The following is a 21,584-nucleotide window of genomic DNA, read 5'->3' as shown; positions in this document are numbered from 1 at the left end:
CAAAGTCTTTTTCTTAATTGATAACGGTAATTAAGAGGATTTGCCGTAATGTCAGCACGCGGTAAGAAACGTCACTGCCTCGCCTGTGGTACCAAGTATTACGACCTGAACCGTACCCCGGTTGTCTGCCCGAAATGCAAAACGCCGGACGGGGTGACAAAGGTCAAGAAATCCGCGGTTGCAAAACCGGCACCGGAAGAAGACGAAGACGTCGATGACGTCACCGATCTTGACGATGATGTCGATACCGATATCGACGATGATATTCTCGAAGATGCTTCTGATCTTGGCGAAGATGATGATGATCTTGGCGAAGTCTATGAGCATGTCGAATCAGACGACGACGATCGCTAAGAAATTTTGAAAAAGGGTCTTGCCAACATTTGGCGAACCTTCTAAATATGCGCCGCGCCGCAGAGCCTGCTATGCAGACTGCGTCGCGGACAAAGTGGGGCCGTAGCTCAGTTGGGAGAGCGCTACAATGGCATTGTAGAGGTCGTCAGTTCGATCCTGATCGGCTCCACCATTCAAAACCCGTTGCCTTTGGCAACGGGTTTTGTCGTTTTAGGGTCTGACATACCCCATCATAACGACCACCAAGGGAGAGAAAGATGAGCAAAGTCTGGACCGTCTATTTGTCGGGCGAAATTCACAGCGACTGGCGCGAGCGTATTGAAACCGGCGTGAAAGAAGCCGGCCTTCCGGTCGATCTGGTTGCCCCGATCACCGTGCATGAAGATTCTGATGATTGCGGCGTTGCCGTGTTTGGCGCCGAAGACAACAAGTTCTGGCATGACCGCAAGGGCGCGCAGCTCAATGCCATGCGCACCAAGACCTTGCTGTCCCAATCTGATCTTGCCGTCATTCGCTTTGGCGAGAAATACAAGCAGTGGAACGCGGCCTTTGATGCTGGCTATGCCGCCGCCCTTGGCATTCCGTATATTACGCTGCATCCGGCCGAGCATGATCATGCGTTGAAGGAAGTCGATGGTGCAGCCAACGGTGTGGCGCGCGAACCCGAACAGGTGGTTGCAGCACTGGCCTATATCATCCGCGGTGATATGCCCAAGGCATAACAAACGCCCAAGGCCGGGCCTTTATGCTGATTTCTCGGCAAAGGCCCGGATGCGTTTGATCGCTTCGCGGAGTTCGTCGTCGGGGACCGTGAGTGCGACACGGATCAGGTTTTTGGCGTTTTCGCCAAAGGATGCGCCGGGCATCACCGCGACGTTTTGATCATCCAAAAGCGCCCAGGCGAATTCTTCGCCGTTCATGCCGGTTGCACCGACATCGATCATGGCAAACATGCCGCCGGATACCTTCCCCGGTTTAAGCACATCGCATCCGGCAAGTTCGGTCTCGATCATGTCGACGCGTGCAGCATAGCTTTTGCACATGCGCGCCGCCGTATCGAAATTGCCGCGAAGTGCGACCTCGGCCGCATCGGCGATGAAGGGCTGATTGCCAAACAGGATGGTTTCGGAAATCGGCAGGACCTTGGTGCAGAGTTCTTCGGGGCCAACCGCCCAGCCACTGCGAAAGCCGGTGGCGGCAAAGGTTTTTGAGATCGAGGACGTGACGATGGTGCGATCGCGCAGCTCCTCGATTTCAAGCGGGGAGACAAAGGTGCCTTCAAACACCAGATCCTCATAGACCTCGTCACAGACAATCCACAGATCATGTTCGATGGCGATCTTGCCAAGTTCAACCAGTGTTGCGCGATCCAGCAGCGCGCCGGACGGGTTGTGCGGCGTATTGAGCAGCAACACACGGCTGTCCTTGGTGATCGCGGCGCGCAGGTCATCCGGCTGCATGATAAAGCCGTGCTCAATCGATAACGGGACGGATTGCAGTTCAGCCCCCGATGCCCGGATCACCCCGGCATAGGTCGCGTAATAGGGATCACCGACCAGCACACCCTGCCTGGCATCCACCAGCGCCGTCATGACGGTATAAAGCGCGGTCTGCGTGCCCGGGAAACACAGGATGTTTTCCGGCGTAACATCCGGCCAGACAGGTTTGTATTTTTCCACCAGCGCATCAAGCAGCCCGACCTCACCCCGGCCATTGGAATAATGGGTGCGACCACGCCGCATGGAGGCTTCGCAGGCGTCGATCAGGGCCGGATCGACGGGAATGTCGGGCTCGCCAATTGTCAGTTCGATAATTTTCGCACCTTGGGCCTCGCGATCACGGGCGGTGTTGTGAACGGCCCATTTGGCCCCACCCAGTTCGGCAAGACGGTCGGTAATCTTGGCATATCTCATGACGGCTTACTTTGTTGTTTGGGCTGTGTCTGGTGGCGTGCCGATTGAAGGGCAATATCGGGTGCTGACAACGCCCCGGCGGGCAATTCAAGCAGGCGTTCGGCGGCACCGGTGATCAGATCAGGCAGAATATCCTGGGCGTAAAGGCCGGAATTCAGCGCCCCTTCCATCCAAAGCCCATCAATCAGGCCATTGAGTGCAATCGCATGGTTGCGGCAAATCGCCACACTGTGCGGGCAACCATGATCGATCAGGACAGGCTCGATCAGGGTTTCAAGGACATTGAGAAACTCGCGATAGCCATCACGATGAATTTCGGCAAAGTCCGGATCATGGCGCACCCGGCCGATGAAGGTCGCCCAAAGCGAAACCGTTTTTTCGTCCATGTTGGGCTTGGTCAGGTTGGCGCGCAGGAAGCTTGCCAGCTTGGCCTCTGGCGTGCCTTCGGTGGCACGTGCGCTTTCACTGGCCTGTGCCGTCAGTTGGCCGACCAGATAGGCATAGGCATTGCGGATCATGTCATCCTTGCTGCCGAAATAATGGCGCACCAGCCCGACGGTCACCCCGGCTTCCTCCGTGATCCGGCGTACCGATGCCCCATGCAGCCCGTCGCGGGCAATGCAGGTTAGCGTCGCCTCGATCAAACTGCGACGGCGGACATCAAGCGACAGGCGTTGAAATGTTTTTCGGCTCATTGTTATACAATTGAATAATTTTGGTTGGGTTTCAAGCGTGCAATCGAGTGCGGGCATGTTGAGCGGACCGCTCAGTAGCCCTGACCGCGGCTGACAGCAAGACTGAGCGGTTTGCCTGCATGCAGTTCACGGGCTGATTGCAGGGCTTGTTCGGCGACAATGCGTGGCGTTGTATCACTGGCGATATGCGGGGTGATGCGCAGGCGCGGATCGGCCCAGAACGGGTGATCTGACGGCAACGGTTCGGTGCGAAACACATCAAGGGTCGCGCCACTGAGCTGCCCGCTATCAAGCGTGGCAACAAACTCATCCTCGTCCAGATGTTCGCCACGTCCGATCTGGATCAGCCAGGCGCCCTTGGCCAGTTTTGAAAACAGCGCCGCATTGAGAATATTCTCGGTCTTGGCCGTCAGGGGCAGGACATTGATCACCACATCCTGACCAGCCACCGATTGCAGAACCGAGGCGTCACCGGTGAAATAGCGCACACCTTCGACGGGATCTGTTGGATCACGGCGGCAGGCAACCGAAACACTAAATCCACACGCAGCCAAGGCTTTGACAACCGATGCCCCCATGGAGCCATGACCAAGCACGGCGACCTTGAGATCACGCGGTGGCCGGATCGCAGGCGGGGCCCATTCGGCACTGGCCTGACTTTGCTGCATGCTGGCAAAGCCGCGTTCGACATGAACAACTTCATGCACTGCATAGCCCGCCATCAGGTCCGCCTGATTGGGATCGCGGACACGGCAAATCGCGACGTCATCGCTCAAGCCTGGATGTTTCAGCAAGGCATCGACGCCGGCCCCGACCGACATCGCCATTTCAATATTGGGATAAGGCGAAAACGCGGCCGGGCCCGGCAGCCAGCACACCGCAAAACGGATAAGATCCGGGTTGGTGACTTCATCGGGGTTAAGCAGGCGGACATCGGGTGCCGCATCGCCAAAATCAAGCGAATAATAGCTTTTGAGATCCATCGCATCGCTGAGAAGAACACCGTAAATCGGTTTCGCCACCGCCATTAGTCAAAGCCCCTTACATTATCTTCTTTTGCGCTGCTGATCCCTGTTGGCGCACCCAAATTGCGGGCGCCTGACCAAGAAAATTTGCGCTTTGGTTTCATCCTCAGTTAAACAAGTGTATATCAAAGAGTAAAGCCGTTTGATCAGTTCAATGGAGGTCGGCATGCATATCGCGACACAGAAGGACGCCGAGACCAGCGTCATGAGTGATCCACAAATCAGCGACGGCGAAAAGCAGTGCCGCATCGAACTTGCCGCCTGTTACCGGCTGGCGGCGCATTACAAAATGACCGACACGATCTATACCCATATTTCGGCCCGGGTACCTGGTGAACCGGGGCATTTTCTGATCAATCCCTATGGGCTGATGTGGGAGGAAATTACCGCCTCTTCGCTGGTGAAGATCGATGTCGACGGCAACAAGGTTGCGGACAGCCCATATCGGGTGAACCCGGCAGGCTTTACCATTCACAGTGCCGTGCATATCGGGCGCCATGATGCGGCCTGGGTGATGCACACCCACACACGGTCGGGATTTGCCGTTTCCTGCCTTGAAGAAGGTTTGATGCCGCTTAATCAGATCGCCCTGCAGTATTATGGCCAAATCGGCTATCACGACTATGAGGGCATCGCGCTTGATCTTGAGGAACGCGAAAGAATCGTTGAAGCGCTTGGCGCCAACATCGCGCTGATCCTGCGCAATCATGGTCTTTTGACCGTGGGGGCAACCGCCGGGCAGATGTTTTCAAACATGTTTTATCTGAACCGGGCGTGCGAGATTCAGGAGTCTACCCTGGCGATGGGACGACCGCTTCGGAAGATTGATGATACGGTGATAAAACGCGTTTCCGAACAGTTCAGCCAGATGGCCTATGACGACGGTGATGTTGCCCTGGAGTGGGAGGCGCAAATGCGCCTTGCCGACCGTCTGGACCCCGGTTTCCGCGATTAGGACATCACGCCAGAAGCGCGCATTCCGCCCCTTCGCAAGCGCGGTAAATACTTGCTGGTTTTCATATTTCTGGAGCCATCCTCCAGCCTGCCCAAATCCCTGGGCGGGAAAGAGGGACATTTGTGATTAAAATTTAATCTGTTCGACTTATTGCGTAAAAGATAATCAAATCCTTCCTTGACACCCACCTGCCGACTGCTACGATTGAATTCAACAAGGTCGGGCCGGAGAATTTTCCGGTGTGTTTTGGTCGGGGTTCGGAGAAAGCCACTTTGATGGTGACCCAATCCCAACGCATTGAAAATCATAACTTGTGCTGATGCGCGACAGTCGCGATGCGAAACGAGTTTGATGACCAAAACGGGTTGATTGCAAAAGTTGACCCTTATGACCGCCCAGCTGACAGAACGGGTCTTTGGATCCGGCCTTCTGTCATTCCGATGATGCCACCGCGTGGTGGCTTGATGCTGGGATCGCGCAAAGGTCGAGAGTGTTTCTATCAGGTTGCCCGCAGATCTTGTCGGGCATCGGGAACACGTCATGCTGCGGCATCCTTAACCGTCCCCGGCGGTGTGCCGAAGCTCCTGCTTGCCAGACAAGGAGAAGACGACATGCAAGTATCGAACACTATTGATTGCAACGGTTTGTCCCCGGCACCAACCCTTCTGCGGATCATGCAGGCGTTGGTGGGCCGTGAAGACAGCACATCCCCACTCAATGTTCTGGTCGGTGCGGACTGCAATTGTGAAAGTCTGGCAGTTTCGCTTGGCCCGCTTGCCCAAGACGTTCAGCTGGCCAGCGACGCAAAACAGTTTGCCGCCGTAAACTGAGGGGCACTTGTTGCCCTGCCCATGCCGGTGCCATTGCCGGCAATCTTCCCGTTCATGATGCCTGTATGGCGTCACGTCGCGCTCACCTGACCGCGTCAAGAATAAGATAAAACGCTGCGCATCGGCACTGGCTTGTCGATCCCGGTACCATTTATGCGGGCTTGTCGCGCCAATTCCATCCGGTTGCCTTGTCACCGGATTATATGGCGCTTTTGCCATGCCTGCGGGGTCCCGCGACCTTCTGGTGCGCAAGAAAACAGGAAGCACTATGCTAGAAGAGAGCAGCGAGACATCCAGCCCATACGCCAGTGATCCCGAAACACCAGATTTTGCCTTTGATCCCGATGATCCCTGGACACAAACATTCCAGGAAGGCTTGGCGCGCGCTGATCTGAAAGACAAAACCGTTTACGAGGTCGGTGTCGGTACTGGCATCAATGTCGCCTTTATCTTGCAAAGCTGCGGCGCCAAACGCGTTTACGGCAGCGACCTTGATCCCCGCCTTGTCGTTCTGGCAGAGCGCAACATCAAAATCCTATCCCCCGAACATGCCAAACATTTCAAACCGGTTCATGGCAGTGTCAGCCTTGTCGATACCGATGAGGCACGCGAAAAAATTGCCAAGACCGATGTAGTGATTGCCTGCATCCCACAGGTCGGCGAGCCCAGTGACGCGCGCCTGACAGCCTTCCGCGAAGCCCAGTCAATCGAACTGGCCGAAGGGGCTGGTGACGAGGCCGAAGACCATATCGCGCATTATTATCCCTGGAGCCTGTTTGACCAGTACCCTTACAACTCGGTCGGGCTTGGCCTGAACGAGGCGCTTATGCGCCGTATTCGCGAACACGCGCCAAAGGCCGAACTGGTAATGAATTTTGGTTGCCGCATTGGCACCGAGATTATTTGCGAATGCTTTGAAGCCAACGGCTACAAACCCGAAAAGATCGCATCAAAGATCGTTCTGCAACATTCAGGAACGGATATTTCGTTTTTCGTGTCACTGGAAAAGGCGCTGAACGGGACCGAATATGAAAAGCAGCTTGTCTGCAAATTCTATGGCGACCCGGAAGGAAAACAGCCGCTTTCGGCCACCAAGGCCCAGGAAATGATCAATGATGATCCGAATGTGCCGCTTTATCATGAGGTGGCGGTCATTCGCGGCACGCCAGTCTAGAACAATACCAAACAAAAAACACCCCGCTGCCACAGGCTACGGGGTGTTTTGCATTAAGCAGTTCACAGCAGCTCAGTGAAGGGTTTGACCCGATGCCTGATCGGGATCGCCCGGAATGATCAGATCGCCCGCCATCAGCGCCAATGCATCACTTGCACGTGCGACGATGACCCGACCTTCGACCGGATTACCCTTTTCCTGACGCAGAACACCCAATGTGTCTGACAGAACATTAAAGCCACATTCGACCAGCCATTCGCTGATCGCGCGCTGATGATGGCGGAAGCGTTGCCCGGGACCGAGATCGAACGGGAAGTTATCACCATGTTCGAGCGTGAATACCAGCAACCCGCCGGGCTTCATCCGGTCATGGGCAGCACGCAGGGCTGGCACCAGATCGCCAAGATAGTTCAGAACGTCCGCCGCGATGACAACGCTGTAATCCGTTCCGATATCGGCGGGCATATCGGTGATATCGCCAGCGACAAGGGTGCGATAAAGCCCCTTGGCGCGTGCGCGGTTGATCATGCGCGGCGACAGGTCGATGCCATCAATCGCATCAACATGACCAGCGAACACTTCGCCCACAAGCCCGGTACCACAGCCAAGATCAAGCACATCCATCGGACGCAACATTTCCGGTAGATGAGTCCGGATGGCTTCGAACAAAAGCTCCGGTCCGCGATATGCTAAACGATCCCGCAGGCTGATCTCAAACCGTGGGGCATAATCGTCAAACAGGGCCCGTACATAATCGGGCGGCAAGCGATCACGAAGGGCAGCCGCACCAAGCAATGTCAGGCGGACCTCTGCCCCCATGCGGTCCTTGGGATCAAGCATCAGATACTGACGGAAAGCCTCAACGGCATTTTCGGTTTCACCGGCACGTTCATAGATGTCGCCCAGCGTAAAATGGGCTTCGTCCCAGTCACTATCGGCGGCCAATGCGGCACGCGCCACGTCAATCGCAGCGATGTAGTCACCCTGTGATACCAGCGCCAATGCGACATCAAGACGCCGACTGGCGGACAGACGATCTTTGCTCATGCATGAAATCCGAAAAGGGGGTTTGGGCAACATGCCGAAACCACAACCAAAGATACTGCTATATCTTCCTATTTTCGGTGTTTTGCAAGATAGATAAAATATCGAAAAATCAACACCTTATATGTTTTCGGGAATCGCATACCAATGCAAGCATGGTGTTGACCGATAATTGGGCGCTTTCGCGGGCGGCTGCATCGATTTTAGCAACGGTTTCTACAAAGAAATTTGGCACAAAATTCCACTGAACCATTGATAAAATCAATTAATTATCATACATTAATATAAATTCTGATTTTGATGGATTGAATGATGGAAAACTTCACTCCGATTTCCGCCCTGATTGGCGGTGGACTTATTGGTTTGGCCTCTGGCCTTTATCTTTTGCTCAATGGGCGAATTGCCGGGATCAGCGGCATTCTTGGCGGTTTGTTGACCCCGACCAAGGGTGGTTCTGCTGTTTTTGAACGGCTGGCCTTTGTCATCGGGCTGATTGTTGGTCCGTTCATCCTGATGAACGCAACCGAGATCGAAGCCCAGAGTGTTGTGACAAGCTCATTACCGGTCATCATCGTTGCCGGTCTTCTGGTTGGTCTTGGCACCACGATTGGCAGCGGTTGCACCAGTGGTCATGGCATTTGCGGCCTGTCGCGGTTTTCGCTGCGATCGCTGGTTGCGACCCTGTCATTTATGGCAGCGGGCTTTGTCACGGTTCTTGTCACCAGCCATCTGATGGGAGGCATGTAATGCGGATAATTGTTTCCCTGATTTGCGGCACGATTTTCGGCTTTGGCCTTTACATTTCGGGCATGATCGACCCGCAAAAGGTTCTGGGTTTTCTTGATATCTGGGCGATTGCCGATGGTGGATGGGATCCGAGTCTTGCGTTCGTCATGGGCGGTGGACTGGCGGTTGCCATTCCGATCTTCCAGTTTGCAAAGAACCGGACCGAGGCGGTCTGTGGCGGCGAGATAAGCCTGCCGACCAACCGTGCCATCACCACCAAACTGGTTGTTGGTGGCCTGTTGTTTGGTACCGGTTGGGGGCTGGTTGGGTATTGCCCGGGTCCGGCCCTTAGTGCACTGGCGTTCGGCCATACCGATACGATTATTTTTGTGGTCGCGATGATTGCCGGCATGGGCGGTGCCCGTGCCATTGGTCTCAACAAATAAACCCGACCGATGCCTGAACCCGATAATCTGCGGCCGGTTTGATCCCCCAGACGCTGGCCGCAGGTTTTGCAACCGCCCGTGCTTTATGCCGGGCGGTTTCGCATTTCCGGTCAAAATTTGACTAAAATCTCGCAGCACCGGGCTTGTCTTTGGCGTTAAAATCCCATAACTCAGCTAAGGGTCAAAACTCATTCACATGATCGCCCCGGTCGCCCGGATTTGTGCGGATATGCGGAGCAAAATCATAGGAAGATATGCATCTTTCAAGATTTTGCGACAAAATAGCCCGTGCAAATCCGGGTGATCCGAAGGACAACTGCGATGAGAGAAAGCCTCTGCGTCAAATCCCTTGACCGGGGATCACCCCGCTCTGCGGCATTTTCCTAGCTTTTTCTCTCATATCAGTTGCCGGGCCGGTCATGTGAATGAGTTTTGACCCTTAGCGCCACATTGACGACCACAGAGGTTTTTGCATGAAGATCGGCATTCTCGAGACCGGATTCGCCCCGGAAGAACTTCGCGACGATTTCGCCTCCTACCCCGGCATGCTCGAAAAGCTGCTTGGCAATGTTGATCCGAGTCTGGAGTTCGAAACCTGGACCGTTCTGGAAGACGTTTTTCCGGACTCAATCCGTGATGCCGACGGCTGGGTGATCATGGGATCAAAACATGGCGTTTATGAAAACTTGCCGTGGATGATCCGCCTGCAGGACTTCCTGCGCGATGCCGTTTCTGCCGGTCAGCCGGTTTTTGGTATCTGTTTCGGTCATCAGATCCTGGCAACAGCACTTGGCGGCAAGGTCATCAAGTCCGACAAGGGTTGGGGTGTAGGCGTACATGAATACGCAGTTGATGCACGCAACAGCGACTGGCTGTCTGACAGCCCGGCGAAGATCCGCATTAATGCCTTCCATCAAGATCAGGTGGTTGAGCCACCCAAAGGTGCGACTGTCTGGGCGAGTTCCGATTTTTGCCCCTATGCCGGTTTGCAGTATGGCGATAATGCAGCCTCGATCCAGCCGCATCCGGAATTCATGAAGCCTTACGAGACCGCCCTTTTGCAGGCCCGTTATGACCTGATCCCCGATGATGTGCATGAAGCTGCCATGCAGTCACTTGAAACACCGATCACGAGTGTTGATTTTGCGCGCGCGATCGTGAAGTTCATGACCCGGAAGCGAATCAAGTCCGCCGCCTAAAGCGCGGGTCATATTGACATCACGCAGAAAATCACAGAAAGCCACCGGAAATCCCGGTGGCTTTTTTCGTGCCTGAGGGTGCAAAACACTTTATCAACCAAAGGTGTTGCATGATCCTGTTCAACCATGGACGCAGCAAAATGATGTGATCGACCGCAGAATGTCGACGTTCAAGTTTGGACCACCGAGAGACCGCGCAAATGAACAATAGGCACCCGAAGCGATGATCCAGAATCTGCGGCTGTATTCCGGCCTGACCATGTTTTCCTATGTGCTGACGCATTTGCTGAACCATACGGCAGGCATCGTTTCACCGGAGCTGATGGAAAAAGCCGGGGAATACACCACGGAAGTCTGGCAGTTTCCACCGCTTGAGATCCTGTTGGTGTTGTCGCTGATAACGCACTTTTTGTTGGCAACCGCACGCCTGACCAGCCGCCGCACCTTGCGCCTGCGCAAATCGGAATGGGCACAGATGATCCTTGGCCTGTGCATTCCGTTCCTGCTGTTTAGGCACATCATTGCGACCCGGGTTATCGATCTGGGCTTTGATGTTGATTCACCGTTTGAACGCGTTCTTCTGGATCTGGCCGTGTTTATTCCGCATCAGGGCATCTTGCAGGCGATCACGGTGATTGCTGTCTGGGCGCATGGCTGCATCGGCATTCATTTCTGGCTGCGGGTCAAACCGTTCTATCCGAAATGGCGCAATACGCTTGGCACGCTGGCAATTCTGATCCCGACACTTTCACTTGCGGGGTATTCAGCCGCGGCGGCCGAGGTGATCCGCCGCGCCGAGGAAGGCGGACGCAAATATGTGTTTGGGGTGATTGATGCCGCCAATGTCAATCAGGACGCCATCACCTTCTATGAAAACGCCATTTTGCCCTTCACGATCCTGAGCATCGCCCTTGCGCTGGCACCTTTTGGTGTACGCCAGATCCGCCAGACCTTTGATCGGGTCAAGCGCGGCCCGATGCTGAGCCTGCCAAACGGGCGTTTCGTGCGCGTACCGCCCGGTGCCACAGCGCTTGAGGCGCTTCGCGATGCCGGTGTTCCGATGGCGTCGGTTTGTGGCGGGCACGGGCGCTGCACGACGTGCAGGATTCACTGCGGATCAGGCAGTGATCACCTTGCCCCTCCCGGGGATATCGAGGCTGCGGCACTCAAAAGCATTCAGGCCCCCAAGGGCATGCGCCTTGCCTGTCAGATCAGGCCGCATAATGATCTGGCGGTCGCCCCGCTTTTGCCGCCCAACGCCACCGCGCGTGACGGACGACGTCCCGGCGGACTTTCGGGCAGTGAAAGACAGGTTGTCTGCATCTTTATCGACTTGCGCGATTCGACCAAGCTTGGCGAAAGCAAGATGCCCTATGACGTGCTTTTCATCCTCAACCAGTTCTTTGCCGAGATGACCGAGGCATTGCGCGGCACAGGTGGGTATTACGCGCAGTTTACCGGTGATGGTCTTATGGCGCTTTATGGCCATGAAAGTGATGACACCGAACGCACCATCCTGCAGGCCTTTGAGGGAGCCGCCGAGATGCTGCGCCGGATTGAAGGCCTTAACCTGCATCTTAAATCGGAACTTCCCCATGCGTTGCGCATTGGAATTGGCATCCATATGGGCAAGGCAATCGTTGGGGAAATGGGCCCGCCCGGCCGCGAAAACATCAGTGCAATCGGCGATACGATCAACACCACCGCCCGCCTTGAAGCCCAGACCAAGGGACACGGCGTGCCATTGGTGATTTCCAAGACGCTGTTTGATCACGGGCCGATTCCCTTGCCGGAAAACGCCGTGATGCACGAGGTTGCGCTGCGCGGCAAGGATCAGTCGGTTGCCTATTATGCGCTTGAAACCATGCCAGATCTGACGCAAACCAAGAATTAGTCGATGTCTTATGTCTGTGCCACAGGCAAGGCTTGACTATTGGCGGGAAAACCACATTTATTTGAATATATGAAACGTTCGGTGCCGAATGCCTCGGGTCGAACAATTAGATGCCCGAAACGCAGGATGCGTGGGATCTGAAAACAACCACACTCGCTCTGATGGAGGAGGTGCTGCAAATGTCACGAATTTCAATGTTCAACAGCCCGTTGCTTTTGGGTTTTGACCAGATCGAACGCGTTCTTGATCAGGTCTCGAAAACCAAGGCCGAGGGCTATCCGCCCTATAACATCGAACAGATTGGTGAAAACAAACTGCGAATCACTGTCGCAGTTGCCGGATTTGCCGAGGAAGACCTGTCGGTAACCACTGAAGACAACCAGCTGATCATTCGCGGCAAACATACCGATGATGACAGCGAACGTGTTTATATCCATCGTGGCATTGCGTCGCGACAGTTCCAGCGCTCCTTCGTCCTTGCCGAAGGCATCGAAGTCGTCGGTGCGCATCTGGATAACGGTCTGCTGCATGTTGACCTGAACAGACCCCTACCGGAACCGGTCGTCCGTGAAATCGCGATTGGCTCGAACAAGAAAAAAGCTGTGCCGTCAAAAACCATCGACATGAATGTCGAGGACGAGGATAGCAATGCTGATCAAATAGACGGCAAAGCCTAACCAAGGAGTGGTTCAAATGACAAATCGAACAAATAACCACGATACCGAAAGCGATCAGCGGATCGGCCAGGATACCGGTCTTCTGTCAAACGGTGACTTCGCCCTGTTGGGTATTCATGATTTTGCCTATGTGCGTCCGGTTCCCAATACAGAGAATGACAGTGACGAACTGGTCTATGGCGTCTTCACCGCCGACGGTACCCATATCGCGTCGTTCGAAAACCATGCCGTCGCGGATGCCGCCATCCGCCAGCACGACATGGAGCCACGCGCGGTTCACTAATCAGGAAATGCATTCCTGTATGCCCGAATGCCCGGCCTTGTGCCGGGCATTTTTGTTTTGCCTTCAATTGCGGGAACACTGGCCCGCTCAGCGGATTTCAATCACTTCGCCGGGTGCCGCGATACGGACCTGTTCATTTCCCCTGATCATCTGGGCCATTTCCGCACGGACATTGCGTTTGACGTGATAAAGCCAGAAACGCGCGCCGGGCATGTCAGAGGCCAGTTTCAAGACCGTTTCCAGATCACAGTGGGCTGCATGTTGCGGATCGTGCTTGATCAGATAGGTTTCCTGAAACACCAGATCCGCGCCCGTAAACAGGGCGGCGGTTTCTGCTGTTACGTTGCCATCGCCGGAATAGGCAAATCCCTTGTCCGCATAGCGCAACAGGATCGCGTGATTCTGCACACTGTGATCGGACCTTGCGAAACGGCATTCAAACGGACCAATTGAATTTGTCTCGGCAATCGAATGCCAGATGATGGTAAACGGCCAGGCTGACCCAAGGCCGGTAAAGCCGAGCTCCATCAGTTTTTCAAGATGAGTGCGTAATTGCGGGCTGCACAAAATACGCAACGGCTTTGAACGGCCATCATCGCGCCAGTTCAGCATGACCGGCACAAGACCGAACACATGATCGGGATGCATGTGGGTGAAATAGATTGCATCAATCGCATCCGGATCGGGAAACTTGGCCATCAGCCGCCCGGCCACCGTTGCCCCGCAATCGATCAAGAGGCGAAAGTCGCCCGCAGACACCACGACAGACGAATTTTCAAAGTTCGGATCGAAGGCCTCGCCCACACCAAGAACATCAATGCGCAGATGATCGCTGTTCATTTCCTTATCGCCCCGTATTTCCCCTGCAAGCCCGGAGTATATCAGCTCCAAGTGTCTCAAGCCGACATTCTTGTGACTTCCCCCTGCTTAAGGCAAGTGGTTCCCCGCAGGATAGCTTGATCATCTTCAAACTGTCATATTCCATGACAAAAGGGCGGAGCCGTTTGGCTCCGCCCTTTTAATGGCAGCTTTCGATCGGTGAAATCGGCCTGAATTAACGTGTCAGCACTTCGGCCGCTTCGCGCGTGCGCTGTACAGAGGATGCGACCGTATCGGTCGTCGTGCGAATAGCAGCAAGGTTATCTGACATGTTTTCGACAGACCGGGCCATGTCGCGGACGCTGGTACTGACATTTTCGGTAACCGCTGTTTGCTCTGTCACCGCCGAAGAGATGTTGGTGACATCGTTACGGACAGTTTCAACCGAACCACGGATGGTCTCCAAAGCACCGGCGACCTCGGCGGAAATTTCCTGAATACCGGTAATTTCCTGGGTGATGTCTTCGGTGGCACGTGCCGCCTGATTGGCAAGGTTCTTGACCTCGTTGGCAACAACGGCAAACCCTTTGCCAGCTTCACCGGCACGGGCACTTTCAATCGTCGCGTTCAGCGCCAACAGGTTGATCTGCCCGGCAATATTGCGAATGACTTCAACGATATTGCCCATCTCATCGACCACGCCTGTCATGCGCTGGGTCATTTCGTTGGCGGTGTTGGTCTGCTCGTAGGCGCGCTCGGTTGCGCCCTGTGACTGGGCCATGCTCTGGGAAATCTCGGCAATCGAGGCGGCCATCTGCTCGGTGCTGGCCGCAACGTTGCGGGTCAGTTCCATCGTGTTGGTTGACGCATCAACGCTTTGAACCGTGCGCGTGTTAAGCTCGGTGATGTTGTTGTCGATCTCGGTAAAGTTACCGTCGATCATTTTCTTAAGGTCGATCAGAAGCTTGGTCTTTTCGGTGATATCGGTGGCAAATTTGATCACCTTGATCGGTTTGCCAACAGCATCAAGAACCGGGTTATAGGTCGCTTCGATCCAGACTTGCTTGCCATTCTTGCCCACACGGGCGAACTGACCGGCCTGGAATTTTCCCTGGTTCAGGCTTTGCCAGAAAGCCCGGTACTCTGACGAATTTTTCTGATCTTCCGGCACGAACATGCTGTGATGCTTGCCCTTGATTTCATCAAGGCTGTAGCCCAGCACAGACAGGAAGTTCTCATTGGCGGTCAAAATCGTGCCATCCAGATTGAACTCGATCACCGCCTGCGAGGTGCTGATCGCATCAAATACGCTTTGCAGCAACGCACGTTCGTTGCGACGTTCGGTGATGTCGGTCGCAAACTTCACGACTTTGGTTACATTGCCCTTCGTGTCGAGGATCGGGTTGTAAGTGGCTTCAAGCCAAATCAACGATCCGTCACGACATTTGCGCGGGAAGGCCCCGGTCAGAAACTCGCCTGACGCCAGTCTCTTCCAGAAATTTTTGTAATCTGCCGAACTGATAAGCTCTTCGGGGACAAACAATGAGTGATGTTTGCCGATAAGATCGCTGGCCTTGTAGCCCATCGTCTTTTCGAAGTTTTCATTCAGCGAGAGGATCTTGCCTTCCGCGTTGAATTCGATGCGTGCCATTGAGCGACCGAGCGCAGCGGTGACTTGTTGTTCATTACGCGCCTCGGACTCACCCTTAAAAAATCCAATACCCACTTTTATACCCTTTGCGTAAACGGGTTTATCCCGTTAATTCCCGTCAGCCTCGCGGGGTTATTGACCGTTTGGTCGTAATTATGAACGCGTGAACCAGTCTCTCATACGCATGCATGATCGAACCTAGTCCTAAGAGCGTTCACTTCTCATGCGAGAGGATACGGTGAGATCTTCAACACAGATCATTCCCGGTTTTCAAACGGCTTGCGTTTGATGAGTCAGATGTTCGGAATTTCTTGCAGTTTTTCAAACTTTGCATCGGGTACGCTAGGCTCTCAGCCATACCGAGCGACGCTTGAAAATATTTCTGCCGTTGAATAATTGATCCCACTTTGAACAACTGATCATTCACACCCAACCATATACTTTTGGCTGGGACAAGACAAATTGTTTATTTGTCCTGAGTAAAACAACTTTGGATCATAAATTTTAGTAGAATTGCGGGAACGATTTTAAAATTACACTTGCAATACAATGCACTGTTGCAATTTTTAGAGCTTACCGATTTTCGTGAGCACCATCGGAACGTCACATCCCTTTCACCAAAATATTTTTGCTCTCTCAGGATTCCAACCCTTTGGTATAGCTACAACGAAGGGTCATATTTTCCCATTTCGCGTGCACGACCGCAGGTGAGGAAGCTCTTAACCGATTTTAATCTCGTTATTTGGCAAGAACAGATGCTGCTTCGCGAGTCTTTTTGACTGAGTCAGCCACGCGGGACGTTGAAATCCGAATGGTTTCCAGATTACTGGTCAATCCTTCCACAGACGACGCCATGATGCGCATATTATTGGTCACACCGTTGGTGACGGCACTTTGCTCTTCGACGGCGGACGAAATGCTGGTTACGCCGTCGCGTACCGTTTGAACCGCCCTTTGAATGGTTTCAAGCGCACCGACAACCTCGCCCGAAATGGCCTGAATACCTGAAATCTCCTCAGATATATCCTCTGTCGCCTTGGCTGCTTGATTGGCGAGGTTTTTGACCTCGTTGGCGACAACGGCAAAACCTTTGCCCGCATCACCTGCGCGCGCACTTTCAATTGTTGCATTCAGTGCCAGCAGATTGATCTGCCCGGCGATATTGCGGATGACTTCAACAATATTGCCCATGGCATCAACAACCTGCGCCATGCGCTGTGTTGAGTCATTGGCCGTAACCGTTTCGGCAAAAGCCCGTTCTGTCTCCGAGCGCGACTGGCTCATGCTTTGTGAAATCTCTGCGATGGAAGACGCCATCTGTTCGGCACTGGCAGAGACTGTCTGCACCGTGTTTGATGTTTCCTCAGACATGGACACACTCTGGTCTGCAGAACTGTTGAGCTCACCCAGGTTGCCGTCGATTTCGCTGAAGTTCGTATCGATGATCTTTTTCAGATCCAGCAAAAGCTTGGTTTGTGCGGTAATGTCGGTTGCAAACTTCACGACCTTGAACGGACGCCCCACCGGATCAAGAACCGGATTGTAGGAAGCGGAGATCCACACTTCCTTGCCGCCTTTGCCCACACGTTTAAACTCGCCGGAGTTGAACTCACCGGCATTGAGGGTTTTCCAAAAATCCTTGTATTCCTTGGAGTCCCGGTAAGAAGGTTCGACAAAAATGCTGTGATGCTTACCTTTGATTTCGTCAAGCGTGTAGCCCATCACATCCAAAAACATCTGGTTTGCGGAAATAATGGTGCCATCAAGCTCAAACTCGATCGTCGCCTGTGATTTCTCGATGGCGCGAAAAACACTTTGCCACATTGCGCGTTCGACACGACGCTCTGTGATGTCAGAAGCGAGTTTGACGACTTTCTTGGGTTTGCCATTGCGATCGAGAATTGGGTTGTAGCTTGCTTCCAGCCAAATCATCTGGCCATTCTTTTTCTTTCTGGCCATTGCGCCAGACACGAACTTGCCAGAACGAAGCTCTTCCCAGAACGCTTCATATTCCGCCTTGTCAAAGATATCAGGCGGCATGAACATACGGTGATGCTGGCCTATAATCTCATCAAGCTCATATCCCATCGTCTCTAGAAAGTTCTCATTGGCCCTGACGATGGTCCCGTCCATGTTGAACTCAATAACAGCCATGGACCGATTCAATGCTTCGTAAATCTGGGCTTTTTCTTTATCACCACCATTGCCGCCAAACATCGCTGTCCCCTGAGCCGTTCAACCTAAGATTTTATTCAGGTGGTAAAGCAGGATGTTTATTACAAGGAAGGATGCTGATCTATGTGGCGTAATTATCCACAGTTCAGAATCAGGCAGGCCACTTCACTATATAGCGTGTCAGATCAGGATGGGCTTCGTCTTCGGGGATGGCCATGCCGCGCACGGACATGCCTGCCATTATGGCCGAGTCTGCTACACCTGTCTTAAGCGGATGCCAGTCGGGTAGTGGCTTTCCCTCTGCCATCAGGCGATAGGCACAGGTCGATGGCATCCAGGACAGGGTTTCGACATTTTCCTTGGAAAGCTGCACACAATCGGGAACATGCTGGGTCCGGTTGGGATAATCCTTGCAGCGGCACGTATGACAATCGAGCAAACGACACGCGACCGAGGTGTAATAGACAAAATCGTCTTCCTCGTCCTGCAGCTTGTGCAGGCAACATTTGCCACAGCCGTCACAAAGGGATTCCCATTCCGCTTGCGTCATTTCAGCAAGAGTCTTGGTTTCCCAGAATGGTTCAGGTGGTAATGCGACGCGGTCTTTTTTGTCCATGATCTCTCTCAGTCGGGCCGTCATTGAGACATAACATAGTCTAACCCGCGCGTAATCCCCGTCGCATTCAAGTCTGACAACGGGTTGATCAACTCTCTGCGATCATGTGGAAGAAGGACCCAAAAACACTTCCATCCACCAGACCGGCAGGGCCCAGATCAAGACCCGTCGCCGTTTTCATCCGGCATAACGGCATGCCGTCTTCGGACAACGTGGTCGCATAGTGAAATTCATGACCACGCAGCTTCATGCCTGCCGGACCAAACGGGGTCGGAATGCCCAGCTGTGCCTCACGGTAGCCAAGATGCAACCTGCGGTTGGCAAAGCTGGTTTCAAGAGGCAACAGACCAAGCATTTCGTGGCGCGTGCCACTGGCATCAACAAGGCTGTTGCCAAGGGTCATGTACCCGCCGCATTCGCCGTAAATCAAGACATGCCGTTGAGCCGCATCGTGCATGCCGGCCCGGAAAACCTTGGCTTCGGCAAGGGTTTTGGCATGAAGTTCCGGATAGCCGCCGGGCAGATAGATGGCATCACAATCCGGGTTCGGGGCCTCGTTCGCCAGTGGCGAGAAAAAGGAAATTTTCGTCCCCGCTGCACGCCAACCATCCAGAAGATGGGGGTAGCTAAACGCAAAGGCCGCATCACGCGCCACCGCAACATGACGGCCAAGAGGGGCAATTACGGGTGCGGTCGGCGTGGGTTTTACAGATTTTTTGGCTTTCTTGGCCTTCCCGGCGTTCTCACCCAGCAGTGCGATCAAGCCATCCAGATCGACATCTTCACTGATGATATCGGCGGCACGATCGAGAAAGCTATCAAGCTCGGCATGTTCGCCCGCCTGCACCAGACCAAGATGGCGTTCCGGCAGGATCAGGTCTTCGCTGCGCCGGACTGCGCCAAGCACTGGAAGATCCGGCAGATGTTTGGCGCAGGAATCAACAATCATTTGCTTGTGGCGTTCACTGCCCACCCGATTAAGGATCACACCCGCAACATCGATGTCATCGCGAAATTTGGCAAAGCCGGAAATCACCGCCGCCGCAGAGGCCGACTGGCCTTTCACATCGACCACAAGAACAATCGGCCACCCGGCAAGGGCGGCAAGATCGGCGGTCGATCCATCGCCGTTGGCGGCACCATCAAACAAACCCATGACGCCTTCGCACATCAAAAAGGCTTTGCCGTGCGTGTGATCGCGGGCCAGACCGTTGATCTGGTCTGGCGTCATTGCCCATGGATCAAGATTGATGCAGGTATCGCGACAGGCAGCTGCCTGAAAGGCGGGGTCGATATAATCCGGCCCGGTTTTGGCCGCGGCAATTTTATGGCCCTTGCGGGTCAGCGCGCGCAGAAGAGCCAAGGTAATGACGGTCTTGCCACTGTTTGACGCGGGGGCCGCAATAACGATCCCCGGAATGGTGTCAGGCATTTTGGGCTGTTCTCCGAGCCGAATTTATTTGCCATGATCATGGCATTACGCGACGGAATAATCAGCCGTTGTTTTTGACCGCCTCGGTCACGCCCTTTGCCATGTCTTCCGGGCTGGTGCCGTAATTGAAGTGGCGGACGAATTTGCCTTCGCGATCCATCAGATACACGAAGGACGAATGGTCCATCAGATAGGTATCGGTATCTTCAGGCTCACCTTCCGGGATCGCCTTCGCGTAGTAAACACGAAACGCCTTGGCAGCCGCCGTTGTCTGTTCGACGGTGCCAGTCAACCCAACCATCCGATCATGGAAATAGGGTACATATTCGGCAACCGCTTCGACTGTGTCGCGTTCCGGGTCGACGGTGAAAAAGACGGGTGTGATTTCATCTGCGATGTCTTGGGGCATCATATCAAGTGCTGTTCCCATGACCTGCAATTCGGTCGGGCAGACATCCGGGCAGAAGGTATAGCCGAAATAGGTCAGCATGTATTTGCCCTTGAAGTCATCCTGAGTGACAGTTTCGCCATCCTGATTGACAAGTGTGAACGGACCGCCAATCGACGCCGTACCGGACGAATTGGTTTCCGTGCCCATCATCATCAGACGATAGGTCAGGCCGATACCAAGAACCAGGGCAATACCCAGAATTGCCAGAAGCGTCTTTTTGCTCACGCGTCCACCCTCATCTCTTTGCCGGTTACGGACAACCGATCTTTGTGTGCCACAAACTGACGGGGCACTATAAATACCCTACACATTCTTGCAAGGTCAGCACCTGTGGGAAAGCTCACACTTGATCACGCTGCCCGACCCCATCAGCCCAATGTCGTTGCTGCCAAGGCAAACAGGATCAGGCCATTAATAATCATGAGCCCACGGCCCACTGGCACCATCAGGGCCCGAAAACGCTGTGCAGCATATTGGCCAACAAAGCCTGTGACAAACAGCATCGGCACCGTGCCAAGGCCAAAGACCAGCATCACCGCCCCACCATTAAGCGCCGCACCCGTGGCGGCTGCCATCACAAGCGCGCCATAAACCAGACCACAGGGAATAAAGCCCAGCATCACGCCCAGCAGATATCCCCGCCAGCCATATGGGGCCTGGAAAAGCCCACGCGCATGATTGCCAACCAGCTTGTTCCACCAGCGTGATTCGCCGGTCGATGGCAACAAACCGCCAAGATGGGGCATCAGGCCCAGAATGCCGAACAGAAGGAAAAACACACCGGCTGCAATCAGCAAGACCGGCCCGATCCACCAGACACGGGTGAGGGCACTGATGCTGTCGGTAAAGTAGCCGGCCAGCACGCCCAGCAGGCAATAGGTCGACAAACGTCCGAACTGATAGGGCAGAAGTGCCGCACCGGTGAGACGGCGAAACTCGCTCATTTTCTCGACCGGGAGCTGTTCCATCCGGCTGGTGACCTGACTGATCACGAACGGGCCGCACATGCCGACACAGTGGGTCGCACTGCCCACCAGTCCCGCCACCAACGCAGTCAGAAGTACCCCGCCATCCGTACGCACGATATCAGCACATTGCGCCCAACCGCTTTCAAGGATGCGTATCAATACCTGCTGTTCGTCCATGATCCATCCGGGTCAAAACACATGCGCGCGATTGTACAGTCGCGCGTCCCACCGGCAACGATATATATCAATCTGTTGCC

At 54.2% G+C, this 21,584-nt stretch carries 22 protein-coding genes and 1 tRNA gene; 12 read left to right on the top strand and 11 right to left on the bottom strand.

All coding sequences use genetic code 11. The features are described 5' to 3' along the window. Positions 1 to 48: 48 nt before the first annotated feature. The 3 genes from TH2_RS03180 (at position 49) to TH2_RS03170 (ending at position 1,076) form a co-directional block, all read left to right on the top strand. On the top strand, positions 49 to 354 hold the full coding sequence (locus tag TH2_RS03180; RefSeq protein ID WP_008888952.1) for an FYDLN acid domain-containing protein: 306 nt from the start codon (positions 49 to 51) through the stop codon (positions 352 to 354). A gap of 96 nt (positions 355 to 450) precedes the next feature. Continuing rightward, positions 451 to 526 (top strand) — tRNA-Ala (locus tag TH2_RS03175). Between the two features lie 85 nt (positions 527 to 611). Next, the gene (locus tag TH2_RS03170; RefSeq protein ID WP_008888951.1) at positions 612 to 1,076 is read left to right on the top strand and encodes a YtoQ family protein; all 465 of its coding nucleotides are present in this window, start codon (positions 612 to 614) and stop codon (positions 1,074 to 1,076) included. A 21-nt stretch (positions 1,077 to 1,097) separates the two neighbouring features. On the opposite strand, the gene TH2_RS03165 is transcribed toward TH2_RS03170, so the two are convergent. From TH2_RS03165 to TH2_RS03155, 3 genes are all read right to left on the bottom strand, one after another. Continuing rightward, complete coding sequence (locus tag TH2_RS03165) at positions 1,098 to 2,267, bottom strand: pyridoxal phosphate-dependent aminotransferase (RefSeq protein ID WP_008888950.1); 1,170 nt, start codon at positions 2,265 to 2,267, stop codon at positions 1,098 to 1,100. Continuing rightward, positions 2,264 to 2,962, bottom strand: coding sequence for a TetR family transcriptional regulator C-terminal domain-containing protein (locus TH2_RS03160; protein WP_008888949.1), 699 nt, complete (start codon positions 2,960 to 2,962; stop codon positions 2,264 to 2,266). Before TH2_RS03160 ends, TH2_RS03165 begins: the two co-directional genes overlap by 4 nt. Positions 2,963 to 3,033: 71 nt before the next feature. After that, positions 3,034 to 3,990 carry an NAD(P)-dependent oxidoreductase gene (locus tag TH2_RS03155; protein ID WP_008888948.1) on the bottom strand — a complete coding sequence of 319 codons (957 nt, stop codon included), beginning with the start codon at positions 3,988 to 3,990 and terminating at the stop codon, positions 3,034 to 3,036. A gap of 163 nt (positions 3,991 to 4,153) precedes the next feature. On the opposite strand from TH2_RS03155, the gene TH2_RS03150 reads away from it, so the two are divergent. The 3 genes from TH2_RS03150 (at position 4,154) to TH2_RS03140 (ending at position 6,946) form a co-directional block, all read left to right on the top strand. Beyond that, positions 4,154 to 4,942: a class II aldolase/adducin family protein gene (locus TH2_RS03150; protein WP_238538651.1), complete on the top strand. Its 789-nt coding sequence runs from the start codon at positions 4,154 to 4,156 to the stop codon at positions 4,940 to 4,942. 611 nt (positions 4,943 to 5,553) lie between these two features. Continuing rightward, positions 5,554 to 5,772: a hypothetical protein gene (locus tag TH2_RS21180; protein ID WP_008888946.1), complete on the top strand. Its 219-nt coding sequence runs from the start codon at positions 5,554 to 5,556 to the stop codon at positions 5,770 to 5,772. A 268-nt stretch (positions 5,773 to 6,040) separates the two neighbouring features. Then, positions 6,041 to 6,946 (top strand): s-adenosyl-l-methionine--l-methionine S-methyltransferase, encoded by a 906-nt coding sequence (locus TH2_RS03140; RefSeq protein WP_008888945.1) that lies wholly within the window; start codon positions 6,041 to 6,043, stop codon positions 6,944 to 6,946. Positions 6,947 to 7,018: 72 nt separating this feature from the next. Here TH2_RS03140 and TH2_RS03135 read toward each other — a convergent pair whose 3' ends face one another. Then, complete coding sequence (locus TH2_RS03135) at positions 7,019 to 7,993, bottom strand: class I SAM-dependent DNA methyltransferase (protein ID WP_008888944.1); 975 nt, start codon at positions 7,991 to 7,993, stop codon at positions 7,019 to 7,021. 309 nt (positions 7,994 to 8,302) lie between these two features. On the opposite strand from TH2_RS03135, the gene TH2_RS03130 reads away from it, so the two are divergent. The 6 genes from TH2_RS03130 (at position 8,303) to TH2_RS03105 (ending at position 13,215) form a co-directional block, all read left to right on the top strand. Next, entirely contained in the window at positions 8,303 to 8,737 is a 435-nt protein-coding gene (locus TH2_RS03130; protein ID WP_008888943.1) for a YeeE/YedE family protein, read from the top strand. Then, positions 8,737 to 9,162: a DUF6691 family protein gene (locus TH2_RS03125; RefSeq protein WP_008888942.1), complete on the top strand. Its 426-nt coding sequence runs from the start codon at positions 8,737 to 8,739 to the stop codon at positions 9,160 to 9,162. The genes TH2_RS03130 and TH2_RS03125 overlap by 1 nt, the downstream gene beginning before the upstream one ends. 473 nt (positions 9,163 to 9,635) lie before the next feature. After that, positions 9,636 to 10,361, top strand: coding sequence for a type 1 glutamine amidotransferase (locus TH2_RS03120; protein ID WP_008888941.1), 726 nt, complete (start codon positions 9,636 to 9,638; stop codon positions 10,359 to 10,361). Between the two features lie 223 nt (positions 10,362 to 10,584). Continuing rightward, positions 10,585 to 12,255 (top strand): adenylate/guanylate cyclase domain-containing protein, encoded by a 1,671-nt coding sequence (locus tag TH2_RS03115; protein ID WP_008888940.1) that lies wholly within the window; start codon positions 10,585 to 10,587, stop codon positions 12,253 to 12,255. 179 nt (positions 12,256 to 12,434) lie between these two features. After that, complete coding sequence (locus tag TH2_RS03110; RefSeq protein ID WP_040822570.1) at positions 12,435 to 12,932, top strand: Hsp20 family protein; 498 nt, start codon at positions 12,435 to 12,437, stop codon at positions 12,930 to 12,932. 16 nt (positions 12,933 to 12,948) lie between these two features. Beyond that, positions 12,949 to 13,215: a DUF1150 family protein gene (locus TH2_RS03105; protein WP_008888938.1), complete on the top strand. Its 267-nt coding sequence runs from the start codon at positions 12,949 to 12,951 to the stop codon at positions 13,213 to 13,215. Positions 13,216 to 13,302: 87 nt separating this feature from the next. Here the strand turns inward: TH2_RS03105 and TH2_RS03100 are convergent, their stop codons facing one another. From TH2_RS03100 to TH2_RS03070, 7 genes are all read right to left on the bottom strand, one after another. Continuing rightward, the gene (locus TH2_RS03100; RefSeq protein WP_008888937.1) at positions 13,303 to 14,055 is read right to left on the bottom strand and encodes an MBL fold metallo-hydrolase; all 753 of its coding nucleotides are present in this window, start codon (positions 14,053 to 14,055) and stop codon (positions 13,303 to 13,305) included. A 214-nt stretch (positions 14,056 to 14,269) separates the two neighbouring features. Beyond that, on the bottom strand, positions 14,270 to 15,760 hold the full coding sequence (locus TH2_RS03095) for a methyl-accepting chemotaxis protein (protein WP_008888936.1): 1,491 nt from the start codon (positions 15,758 to 15,760) through the stop codon (positions 14,270 to 14,272). A 663-nt stretch (positions 15,761 to 16,423) separates the two neighbouring features. Beyond that, positions 16,424 to 17,902, bottom strand: a complete 1,479-nt coding sequence (locus tag TH2_RS03090) for a methyl-accepting chemotaxis protein (RefSeq protein ID WP_008888935.1) — start codon at positions 17,900 to 17,902, stop codon at positions 16,424 to 16,426. 109 nt (positions 17,903 to 18,011) lie between these two features. Further along, on the bottom strand, positions 18,012 to 18,476 hold the full coding sequence (locus TH2_RS03085; RefSeq protein WP_008888934.1) for a YcgN family cysteine cluster protein: 465 nt from the start codon (positions 18,474 to 18,476) through the stop codon (positions 18,012 to 18,014). An 88-nt stretch (positions 18,477 to 18,564) separates the two neighbouring features. After that, complete coding sequence (locus tag TH2_RS03080; RefSeq protein WP_008888933.1) at positions 18,565 to 19,908, bottom strand: cobyrinic acid a,c-diamide synthase CobB; 1,344 nt, start codon at positions 19,906 to 19,908, stop codon at positions 18,565 to 18,567. Between the two features lie 61 nt (positions 19,909 to 19,969). Beyond that, positions 19,970 to 20,584 carry an SCO family protein gene (locus TH2_RS03075; RefSeq protein WP_008888932.1) on the bottom strand — a complete coding sequence of 205 codons (615 nt, stop codon included), beginning with the start codon at positions 20,582 to 20,584 and terminating at the stop codon, positions 19,970 to 19,972. Between the two features lie 143 nt (positions 20,585 to 20,727). Next, entirely contained in the window at positions 20,728 to 21,504 is a 777-nt protein-coding gene (locus tag TH2_RS03070) for a sulfite exporter TauE/SafE family protein (RefSeq protein WP_008888931.1), read from the bottom strand. Between the last annotated feature and the right edge of the window lie 80 nt (positions 21,505 to 21,584).

The organism is Thalassospira profundimaris WP0211 (genome assembly GCF_000300275.1).
Classification (GTDB): domain Bacteria; phylum Pseudomonadota; class Alphaproteobacteria; order Rhodospirillales; family Thalassospiraceae; genus Thalassospira; species Thalassospira profundimaris.
This window is presented reverse-complemented; position numbering and strand designations above follow the sequence as displayed.